We start from the raw sequence: 2,665 nt of genomic DNA, 5'->3' as shown, positions 1-2,665 counted from the left end.
ACCGGGATGAGGTCGTCAGTCGGATGCGGACCGGGAGCGGTCAGCCGGTGACGAACTTGGCCGCGAGCTGCGGCGCCGAGATCACGGACACGTCGTGCAGGCGCATCAGCACCCGCCCGTCGGGGGCGCAGGCGGTCACGGTGAGCCGGGCCTCCGTGTCCGTGCCCCCGGAGCCGGGCTGTACCAGGACGAGGAACGGCTCGCCGTCGGGCAGCGGGTGGTGCAGTTCGGCGCGGCCGACGGCCAGCGGTAGTCCGGCGCTGCCCTGGAAGAGCCGTACCCAGACGAGGGCGGCCTGCAGCAGCAGGTCGGCGGTGCCGGGGGCGTAGCGGGCGCCCGCGAAGGCGCCGCCCGCGGTGCGGTGCTCGGCCAGCGCGCACTCCAGGACGAGCCGGGACTCCTCCTCGGCCAGTACCCGTCGCATTCCGCGCAGCGAGGGGCCGTGGAAGAGGGTGCCGTCGGTGTAGAAGCTGTCCGCGGGCCGGCCGGTGCCCAGCGCGGGCAGCCCGGCGACGGGCGCCTGTGGCGTGGCCGGTGCGGCGTCCAGCACGGCGGCGTAGTGCGGTCGCAAGGCGCCGTCCTGGCTCACCGAGCGGATCGCCACCGCCGTGCCGGCGGCCTCGGGCAGCGGGGTGATGACGAGGCGGCAGTGCTCCTGCTGGGTGCCGTCGAAAACGATGCCCTTGTGCACCCCGAACTCCCGGACCTGCCGGACCTCACGGCCGGTGGCGCGCTCGACCGCGCCGATCGTCCAGCCGAGCGCCACGGCCGCCGGGAGCACCGGTGAATCGCCGATGACGTGGTCGGCCACGATCGGTTCCTGGGCGAGCTCGGCGATCCGCCGCTCGAGGATGACGGAGGCGCCCGGGGCGGCCGGGACGCGCTCGGACAGCGGGGTGGTCGGGCCGAGGACGGTCACCGTGTCGTCCGCGCGCTCGGCGGCGAACTGGTCGGCGAACATCGCGGTGCCGGTCTCTTGCGGGATGAGCGTGATACCGCGCTCCCGGAAGACCGCCTTGATCTCCGGGGAGACCATGCCGCTGTCCCAGGCGCCCCAGTTGAGCGAGGTGACGCGGGCATCGGGGTGGCGCTGTTTCCAGGAGGACGCCCAGGCGTTGAGCGCCTCGTTGGCCATCGCGTAGTCGGACTGGCCGCGGTTGCCGAAGAAGCCGGCGACCGAGGAGAAGAGCACCACGTGCCGCAGCGCGTCCGCGTCCAGCGCGGCCGTCACCGCGCGCAGCCCGGCCAGCTTGGGCGCGAAGACCCGCTCGATCTCTGAGGCCTTTTTCTGCGCTATCAGCTGGTCGGCGAGCACACCGGCCCCGTGTACGAGGCCGGTGACCCGGCCGCGGTAGGGGGCGAGGGCGGCCGCCGTGGCCTCCGGGTCGGTGATGTCCACGGCCAGGTACTCGGCCTGGCTGCCCGCCCGGCGCAGCTCCTCCAGGGTGGAGCGCACCTCGCGGCCGCCGATGACGGCCCGGTATGCCTGTTCGACCCGCTTCGGCGTGGGCTTTTCACCCGCGGCCTTCAGGTCGGCCACGGCAGCGGCCTTGAGCGCGGCGGCATCGTGCACCCCGCGCGCCCACTGCGGCTCCTCCTCCAGGGGGGTGCGCCCGAGCAGCAGCAGCCCCGGCTGGTGCCGGCGCGCCAGCTCCACCACGCAGGCCGCGGTGATGCCGCGTCCGCCGCCGGTGACGACCAGCAGGTCCTCGGAGCTCAGCGGCTGCGGCCGCGCACCGGCTCGGTCGAGCGGCTGTTCGCCGAGGGTGAGGGTGACGCGGCGGGTGCCGTCGTGGCCGACCTGGACGGGCTCGGTGGCCGCGTCGTGTACCTCGCCGAGCACCAGACCTGCGGCGGTGACCGGGGCGAGGCCCGGGGCCAGGTCGACGGCACGGCAGAACACCTGCGGCGCCTCCACGGCCAGCGTCTTGACGAGCCCGGCCACTCCGCCGAGTGGGGCCAGCTGCTCCTCGATCCCGCCGAGGCCGAAGGAACCGTCCAGGCGCGTAACGGTGGCGTAGCCGGCCCGGCCGGAGGCGGCGGCGCTGTTCAGCGGCTCCACCACGTGCTTGGCCACGAGCAGGGTGTGTGCCAAGCGCCGCACGCCCTCCGCCCAGTCCGCCGGGGGCACGGTGCACAGGTCGAGCACCAGGCTGATCCGCTCCCCCAGCGCCTCCTCGACCCGCGCGGCCAGCTCGTTGACGCCCCAGCCGGTGAGCGCGTGGTCCACGGCGCCGTCCACCCGCTGCGGCACGCCGGGCAGCCGCAGCACGTGCACCTTCCAGGCCTGCGCCTGCAGTCTGGCGGCAATCTCCTGGACGAGCTCACCACCGTCGTCCACCAGCAGCGCACCGGAGGACTCCGGGTAGGCGTTCACCAGCTGGTCGGGCACCGGCAGCTCGGCCAGGGCGGCCTGTGCACGGCCGATTCGTCCGCGCTCCGGGGCGGCTTCCGGCTGGGGCGCGGGGGCTGGGATGGAGTCGGCGTCAGCGGACAGGGGGGCCTGCGGTGCGGACGCGTCCTGGCCGGCTATGAACCCCACGATGTCGTGCAGGGTACGCAGCTCGCCCAGCTGCTCCGGACTCGCCGCGGCCTGACCCGAGGCAAACCGCTCATGCAGCACGCCCATGATCTCCACCCGCTTGATGGAATCGATACCCAAATC

General features: G+C 74.2%; 1 protein-coding gene. It reads right to left on the bottom strand.

The window, feature by feature from the left end:
- Positions 1-40: 40 nt before the first annotated feature.
- Positions 41-2,665 (bottom strand): SDR family NAD(P)-dependent oxidoreductase (locus tag ACWGJ5_RS04315; RefSeq protein ID WP_453308238.1); only part of this gene is annotated, 2,625 nt, incomplete at its 5' end.

The sequence above is a fragment of the Streptomyces sp. NPDC054783 genome (assembly GCF_053611725.1).
This window is presented reverse-complemented; position numbering and strand designations above follow the sequence as displayed.